Source organism: Sutterella wadsworthensis 2_1_59BFAA (assembly GCF_000297775.1).
GTDB classification, from domain to species: Bacteria; Pseudomonadota; Gammaproteobacteria; order Burkholderiales; family Burkholderiaceae_F; genus Sutterella; species Sutterella wadsworthensis_A.
The window spans coordinates 447,920-455,034 of record NZ_JH815513.1 but is presented as its reverse complement, the minus strand read 5'-3'; the positions used below and the strand labels follow the sequence as shown (position 1 = coordinate 455,034).

Genomic DNA, 7,115 nt, shown 5'->3' with positions numbered 1-7,115 from the left:
TGGCTCCCCGAGCTGGGCTCGAACCAGCGACCTGCGGATTAACAGTCCGTCGCTCTACCGACTGAGCTATCGGGGAATCAAGGACACGAAGTATATCGGAGACTTTGAGTCTTTGGCAAGAGAATTTCTTGAAAATACCATAAACACGGTATGCCTCGTGCCGATTTTTTCTTCTTATCTTACTCCTGCAATCGCTTTGGCGACGTAGGTTACATTTTCAGTGTTGAGGCCGGCGATGCAAATGCGGCCGTTGGCCACGCCGTAGACGCCGTACTTCTCACGCAGTGCGAGCATCTGTTCGGCGTTGAGGCCTGTGAACGAGAACATGCCCGCCTGACGGACGGCGAAGGAGAGGTCGGCGCCGACGGCCTCGCCCGCGGCGACCAGGCTCTCGCGCATGGAGCGGATGCGGGTGCGCATGCCGGTCACCTCATCCTCCCAGACGGCGTAGAGCTCTTCGTCGTTGAGGACTTCGTTGACGATAGCGGCGCCGTGCGTGGCAGGGTTGGAGTATTCGGCGCGGACGATGGCCTTGATGATGGAGGTGACCACTGCGGCTTCGTCTGCGTTGGGAGTGACGACATGCAGACCGCCCGCACGTTCGCCGTAGAGGCCGAAGTTCTTCGAGCAGGAGGAACTGACCATGAAGGAGACGCCGGCGGCGCACAGGGCGCGGACGGCGGCTGCGTCGTCGTCAAGGCCGGAGCCGAAGCCCTGATAGGCGATGTCGAGGAAGGGAAGCAGGTCGCGTTCCTGAATGATCCTCGTGACCTCGGCCCACTGCTCGGCGTTGAGGTCGTAGCCGGTCGGGTTGTGGCAGCAGGCGTGCAGAAGCACGACCGTGCCGGCCTCGAGGCCCTCGAGACAGGCCTTCATGGCTTCGAAGTCGACGCCGTTCTTCTCCTTGTTGAGGTAGGGGTAGCGGTCGACCTTGAGGCCTGCGTGCTCAAAAAGCGTGATGTGGTTGCCCCAGGTGGGGTTGGAGACGACGGCCTTCGTGAGGCCGAGGTATTCGTGCGCGAACACTGCGCCTAGACGGAGCGCGCCCGTGCCGCCGAGAGACTGGATGGTAGCGATGCGGCCCGAGAGGACGGCTTCGTTCGTGGCGCCGAAGACGAGCTTCTGGATGGCGGCGCAGTAGGCGGGAAGGCCCGACATCGGGATGTAGCCGTGCGGAGCGCCGCGTTGGGCGAGGCGCTGTTCGGCCGCGCCGACGGCCTTCATGAGCGGAAGCCTGCCTTCGTTGTCGAGGTAGATGCCGACGCCGAGGTTGACCTTCGTGTCGCGGGGATCGTTCTTGTAGAGTTCAACGAGGCCGAGAATGGGATCGTCAGGACGGGGTTCAAGGGAAGCAAAGTATTCGCGAGTCATTTTGTGTGGAGCCCGTGTTGAAAAAGAAGCTCCATTCACTATAACCAACCGAGGGACCGCCCGTCGGCTCGGCGGGCGGCTCTCTGAGGGTATTTCGAGATTGGTCAGATGCCATAAGGACTATGAGGTACTGCGTGTTCGCTTCAAAACAGCATACAATCGACTGTCTAACCATCTCAGATCCCTGACCGAGGTTTCCAGTGGCACAGATCGTCCGATATCCCGACTCGCCCTTCATCCTTCACCAGCCCTTTCCGCCGGCGGGCGATCAGCCCTCGGCCATCGAGGCGCTCTCCGAGGGGCTTGAGGACGGCGTCATGTTCCAGACGCTGCTCGGCGTGACGGGTTCGGGCAAGACCTACACGATGGCGAACGTCATCGCGAGGCTCGGCGTCCCCGCCCTCATCATGGCGCCCAACAAGACGCTCGCCGCGCAGACCTACGCTGAAATGCGCGACTTCTTCCCTGAGAACGCCGTGGAGTACTTCGTCTCCTACTACGACTTCTACCAGCCCGAGGCCTACGTCCCCGCACGCGACCTCTTCATCGAGAAGGACGCGGCCGTCAACGAGCACATCGAGCAGATGCGTCTTGCCGCCACCAAGTCCATTCTCGAGCGCCGCGACACGATCATCGTCGCCACCGTCTCGGCGATCTACGGCATCGGCAAGCCCGAGAGCTACACCGAGATGAGGCTCATCCTTCGCGAGGGCGACAGGAAGGACCAGCGCCGGCTCATCACGCAGCTCGTCAAGATGCAGTACCGCCGCACCGACACGGACTTCGTGCGCGGCACATTCCGCGTTCGCGGCGACACGATCGACGTCTTCCCCGCAGAACATGCCGAGAGCGCCGTACGCATCGAGCTCTTCGACGACGAAGTCGAGGCCGTGCATCTCTTCGATCCGCTCACCGGCCGCATCGAGCAGAAGGTGCCCCGCTTCGTCGTGTACCCCGCAAGCCACTACGTCACGCCCCGCGAGGAGGTCATACGTGCCATGACGGGCATCAAGGCCGAGCTCAAGGAGCGTCTCGCCGAGCTCTATGCCGACGGGCGCATCGTAGAGGCGCAGCGCCTGCAGCAGCGCACGATGTTCGATCTGGAGATGCTCGATCAGGTGGGCTTCTGCAAGGGCATTGAAAACTACTCCCGCCACCTCACGGGCCTTGCGCCCGGCGAGGCGCCGCCCTGTCTCATCGACTACCTCCCGTCCGACAGCATCATGTTCTTCGACGAGAGCCACGTGATGATGGGACAGCTCGGCGGCATGTACCGCGGCGACCGCGCGCGCAAGGAGACGCTCGTCAACTACGGCTTCCGTCTTCCGTCCGCGCTCGACAACCGCCCGCTCCGCTTCGACGAGTTCGAGCGCAAGATGCGCCGCAGCGTCTTCGTCTCGGCGACGCCCGCAGCCTACGAGCTCGAGAAGAGTTCGGGCGAGGTGGTTGAGCAGGTCGTGCGTCCGACGGGCCTCGTCGACCCCAGGGTCGAGGTGCGTCCTGCCGTCACCCAGGTCGATGACCTGCTCTCCGAGATCACGCTCACCGTGAAGAAGGAGGAGCGCGTGCTCGTGACGACGCTCACAAAGCGCATGGCCGAGGACCTCACGGACTTCCTTTCCGAGCACGGCGTGCGCGTGAGGTACCTCCACTCTGACATCGATACCGTCGAGCGCGTCGAGATCATCCGCGACCTGCGCGCGGGCAGGTTCGACGTGCTCGTGGGCATCAACCTGCTTCGTGAGGGCCTCGACATTCCCGAGGTCTCGCTCGTCGCCATTCTCGACGCGGACAAGGAGGGCTTCCTGCGCAGCGAGCGCTCGCTCATCCAGACGATCGGCCGAGCCGCTCGAAACCTCAACGGCAGGGCGATCCTCTATGCAGACCGCATGACCGACTCGATGGAGCGCGCGCTTGCCGAGACGGGCCGCCGCCGCGAGAAACAGCTCGCCTACAACGCCGAGCACGGCATCGTGCCGCGCGGCGTTAAGAAGGAGATCCGCGACATCATCGACGGCGTCTACAGGGGCCCCGACGTCGCGAAGCCCGCCTCGAGGCGCGTCGAGGAGACCGACTTCGGAGCGCTCGACGAGAAGAGCCTCAGCGCAAGGCTCAAGGAGCTCGAAGCCCGCATGATGGACTTCGCGCGAAACCTCGACTTCGAGAAGGCCGCTCAGGTGCGCGAGGAGATCAAGCACCTGAGGGAGCAGGCGTTCGGAGCATCCGCTGAAGCCTGAGCGAACGGCTCGGGAAGAGGCCTTAGCGGCTTTCCCCGCAAAATTTGTTCAGGTTGCATATGCCTCTGCGGCAATGAAGACGGGATGACGGGTGAAATTGAGACTAGGCAGAACACGCCTTCTGCAGTAGCATATGCACGTTGGTTTGGAAAACCTGCCCCCTCCCGAGGACGGACGGGGCACTGCAGAATTTCGGAAAACTAGAAAGTGATTAAGGTTCTTTTTGTGTGCACGGGCAACATCTGCCGCAGTCCGACCGCCGAGGCGATCTTCCGCAAGAAGGTCGCGGAGGCCAAGCTTGATGACGTGATTTTTTCGGACAGCGCGGCCACGAGCGGACATCATGTCGGCGAAACGCCCGACGTGAGGGCTCAGCTTGCCTGCCGCAAGCGCGGTCTCGACATCAAGGAGCACCGTGCGCGTGAGATTGCGCCCGAGGATTTCGCGAAGTTCGACCTCATCCTCGTGATGGACTGGGAGAATCTCACCGATCTGCAGCACCGCTCTCCTCCGCAGTTCAAGCACAAGATCCATCTGCTGATGCGCTACGCCAACGACTATGACGCCGCCGTCGTGCCGGATCCGTACTACGGCCTCAACGAGGGCTTCAATCAGGTGCTCGACTACTGCACCGACGCCTGCGGCGGCCTGCTCGAGACGCTCGAGCGCAAGGCCCGCATGATGCAGAAGAGCCTTCAGGCCACGAAGGCCGCCGGCTGATCCTCAGGACGGCCCGTGCATTGAAAAGCCCGCTCCCGCGGGCTTTTCGCGTTGATGGGGGGCTTTCTGGCGTGTAAGTTTTGTCCTCCTTTTTGCGTAGACTCAATAATTGACTTGATTAGTCGGGTATTCTTCGCTAATATCCGACCAACTTGGTCGGGATTCGGTCACTCTCCCGTGATTTCCCGTCATTCAACCCCCGTCAAATTGGAGCTGCATCTTGAAGCTGACGACCAAAGGACGATTTGCCGTCACGGCCATGGTGGACCTGGCCCTGCATGAAGAGGAGGCCCCCATCTCCCTCACGCAGATTTCCGAACGCCAGCAGATCTCCGTGGCCTATCTCGAGCAGATCTTCTGCAAGCTCCGCCGTGCAGGGCTCGTTGCGAGCGTTCGCGGTCCGGGCGGCGGGTACCGTCTCGGCGCTCCGGCGGGCGACATTACCGCCGCCGCGATCATCGAGGCGATGGACGAGGACATCGACGCCACGCAGTGCCGCGGCGACGGCAGCTGCCTTGGCGGCGCCGCCTGCCTCACGCACCATCTGTGGGAGGACCTCAACCGGACCACGAGAAAATTTCTGGAGGGCGTGACGCTCGCCGGCATGGTCGAGGCTCACGCAGCCCGCCACGGCAAGCAGGTCGTGTCCGCCGTCATTCCGGTGCGAAAGCACGCCTGAGGCGCCGCCTTTCAGCCGAAGCACAAAAGAGCCCCCTCTAAACCTACAAGCATCGCCGGCACCGACGATCCGTTCCCAAAAAGGATTCATGATGAAGCTGCCCGTTTACCTTGACTACTCCGCGACGACGCCCTGCGACCCCCGCGTGGTCGACAAGATGGTTCCGTATCTCTACGAGAAGTTCGGCAATCCCGCCAGCCACAGCCACAGCTACGGCTGGGAGGCCGAGAAGGCCGTTGAAGAGGCCCGCGGTCACGTTGCCGCCCTCATTGGCGCCGATCCCCGCGAGATCGTCTGGACGTCCGGCGCAACGGAGAGCGACAATCTCGCCATCAAGGGCGCCGCGCACTTCTACAAGGACAAGGGCCGTCACCTCATCACGGTGAAGACCGAGCACAAGGCCGTGCTCGACTCTATGCGCCATCTTGAAGGCGAGGGCTACGAGGTGACCTACCTCGACGTCAAGGAGGACGGCCTCATCGACATGGACGCCTTCCGTGCGGCCATCCGTCCCGACACGATCCTCGTCTCCGTGATGGCGATCAACAACGAGATCGGCGTCATTCAGGACCTCGAGACGATCAGCGCGATCTGCCATGAGCACGGCATCATCTTCCACTGCGACGCCACGCAGGCCGCCGGCAAGATGGACCTCAACGTCGACCGCCTCAAGGTCGACCTGATGAGCCTCTCCGGCCACAAGGTCTACGGCCCGAAGGGCATCGGCGCCCTCTACGTGCGCCGCAAGCCCCGGGTGCGCATCGAATGCCAGATTCACGGCGGCGGCCATGAGCGCGGCATGCGCTCGGGCACTCTTGCCACCCACCAGATCGTCGGCATGGGCGAGGCCTATCGTCTTGCCAAGGAGGAGATGGAGACGGAGATGCCGCGTCTTGCGCGCCTTCGCGACCGCCTCTGGGACGGCATCCGCAACAACATTCCCGAGGTCTACCTCAACGGCAGCATGGAGCACCGCTCCTCGCACAACCTCAACGTGAGCTTCGCGTTCATTGAAGGCGAAAGCCTGATGATGGCCATGAAGGACATCGCCGTCTCGTCCGGCTCCGCCTGCACGTCCGCCTCGCTCGAGCCCTCCTACGTGCTCCGAGCGCTCGGCCGCGACGATGAGCTCGCCCACAGCTCGATCCGCTTCACACTCGGCCGCTTCACGACCGAGGAGGAGATCGACTACGTGATCAAAACCCTCGTCGAAGGCGTCACCCGCCTGCGCGAGATGAGCCCGCTCTGGGAAATGCACCAGCAGGGCGTCGACCTCAATCAGGTTCAGTGGTCCGAACACTGATCCCACGGAACCCGCACAGAACACAACACTGACCGGAGAGGCGCGCGAGCGCCCTCCGACGGAGATACAAGACATGGCATACAGCGAAAAACTCATGGACCACTACGAGCATCCGCGCAACGTCGGCACGCTCGACGTCAAGGATGACAATGTCGGCACCGGCATGGTCGGCGCCCCCGCCTGCGGCGACGTGATGCGCCTTCAGATCAAGGTGAACGACGAGGGCGTGATTGAGGACGCCAAGTTCAAGACCTACGGCTGCGGCTCCGCCATCGCCTCCTCCTCTCTCGTGACAGAGTGGGTCAAGGGCAAGACGCTCGACGAGGCCGGCCAGCTCACCAACGCCGCCATCGCCGAAGAACTCGCGCTTCCGCCCGTGAAGATCCACTGCTCGATCCTCGCCGAGGACGCGATCAAGGCGGCCATCAACGACTACCGCAACAAGCAGTCCAAGGAGTGATGAATCATGGCAGTTACGCTGACTGAAGCCGCCGCGAAGCACGTCCAGAAGTTCCTCACCCGGCGCGGAAAGGGCGTCGGCCTGCGCCTCGGCGTCAAGACCTCGGGCTGCTCGGGCATGGCCTACAAGCTTGAGTTCGCCGATGAGGTCAACTCCGACGACCAGGTCTGGGAAAGCTTCGGCGTCAAGGTGATCGTCGACGAGAAGAGCCTTCCGTACCTTGACGGCACCGAGCTCGACTACACCCGCGAAGGACTCCAGGAGGGTTTCAAGTTCCACAACCCGAATGAAAAGAGCCGCTGCGGCTGCGGCGAGTCCTTCCACGTTTGATGGATCATCGGGGAT

7 protein-coding genes and 1 tRNA gene are annotated in these 7,115 nt (G+C 62.6%); 6 read left to right on the top strand and 2 right to left on the bottom strand.

What is annotated here, in order from left to right; translation table 11 throughout:
- Together HMPREF9465_RS02100 and HMPREF9465_RS02095 are read right to left on the bottom strand one after the other, a co-directional pair.
- Positions 1-76 (bottom strand) — tRNA-Asn (locus HMPREF9465_RS02100).
- Between the two features lie 98 nt (positions 77-174).
- Complete coding sequence (locus HMPREF9465_RS02095) at positions 175-1,371, bottom strand: aromatic amino acid transaminase (protein WP_005433648.1); 1,197 nt, start codon at positions 1,369-1,371, stop codon at positions 175-177.
- Between the two features lie 200 nt (positions 1,372-1,571).
- On the opposite strand from HMPREF9465_RS02095, the gene uvrB reads away from it, so the two are divergent.
- The 6 genes from uvrB to iscA all read left to right on the top strand — a co-directional run bounded on the left by uvrB (position 1,572) and on the right by iscA (position 7,100).
- Positions 1,572-3,608: an excinuclease ABC subunit UvrB gene (gene uvrB / locus HMPREF9465_RS02090; RefSeq protein ID WP_005433647.1), complete on the top strand. Its 2,037-nt coding sequence runs from the start codon at positions 1,572-1,574 to the stop codon at positions 3,606-3,608.
- A gap of 207 nt (positions 3,609-3,815) precedes the next feature.
- On the top strand, positions 3,816-4,328 hold the full coding sequence (locus tag HMPREF9465_RS02085; protein ID WP_005433646.1) for a low molecular weight protein-tyrosine-phosphatase: 513 nt from the start codon (positions 3,816-3,818) through the stop codon (positions 4,326-4,328).
- Between the two features lie 220 nt (positions 4,329-4,548).
- Entirely contained in the window at positions 4,549-5,007 is a 459-nt protein-coding gene (locus HMPREF9465_RS02080) for an Rrf2 family transcriptional regulator (protein WP_005433645.1), read from the top strand.
- Positions 5,008-5,098: 91 nt separating this feature from the next.
- A complete protein-coding gene (locus tag HMPREF9465_RS02075; RefSeq protein WP_005433644.1) occupies positions 5,099-6,310 on the top strand; it encodes an IscS subfamily cysteine desulfurase in 1,212 nt (403 codons plus the stop codon).
- Between the two features lie 73 nt (positions 6,311-6,383).
- Positions 6,384-6,770 carry a Fe-S cluster assembly scaffold IscU gene (gene iscU, locus HMPREF9465_RS02070; RefSeq protein ID WP_005433643.1) on the top strand — a complete coding sequence of 129 codons (387 nt, stop codon included), beginning with the start codon at positions 6,384-6,386 and terminating at the stop codon, positions 6,768-6,770.
- Between the two features lie 6 nt (positions 6,771-6,776).
- A complete protein-coding gene (gene iscA / locus HMPREF9465_RS02065) occupies positions 6,777-7,100 on the top strand; it encodes an iron-sulfur cluster assembly protein IscA (RefSeq protein WP_005433635.1) in 324 nt (107 codons plus the stop codon).
- Positions 7,101-7,115 lie beyond the last annotated feature (15 nt).